Here is a 519-nt window from a genome sequence, read left to right on the forward strand (position 1 = left end):
TGAACCGTACCGGGTTTGTCGGAGACCACTTTTCTTGAGAGAATGTCCCGATGAAAAAAGTAAAATACACCCCTGAAATCAGAGATAGAGCGGTTCAATTATTGATTGAATCTGAAAAAGATTATCCTTCTACTTGGGCTGCAATCACCGCTATTGCTCCCAAGATAGGTTGTACTCCTGAAACTCTACGTGTTTGGTATCAAAAATATTTAGATAAACAAAACCCAATTAAAGTACAGCAACTTTCAGATCAAGAACGTATTAAACAACTCGAACGTGAAAATAAAGAACTGCAACGTGCTAACGAAATTCTACGTAAAGCAGCCGCTTTTTTCGCCCAGGCGGAGCTCGACCGCCCACACAAATAATGGTGGATTTTATCCAGAACAATAAAGATCGATATGGTGTTGAAGCGATTTGTAGAATTTTACCGATTGCAGCTTCGACCTATTATCGGGCTTTAGATCTCGTTGATAACCCAGAACATCGAGCGAAACGTGCTCTGCATGATTTACATCA

The 519-nt window shown here is 40.5% G+C and carries 1 pseudogene and 1 other annotated feature; the pseudogene reads left to right on the forward strand.

From position 1 onward, the window contains the following. Positions 1-50: 50 nt before the first annotated feature. Positions 51-519: pseudogene (locus tag ACSC97_RS18290) on the forward strand (transposase); the annotation flags it as partial. Continuing rightward, positions 326-442, forward strand: a sequence feature (AL1L pseudoknot). It overlaps the preceding pseudogene by 117 nt.

It is taken from the genome of Acinetobacter sp. P1(2025) (assembly GCF_051390655.1).
Lineage (GTDB): Bacteria > Pseudomonadota > Gammaproteobacteria > Pseudomonadales > Moraxellaceae > Acinetobacter > Acinetobacter junii.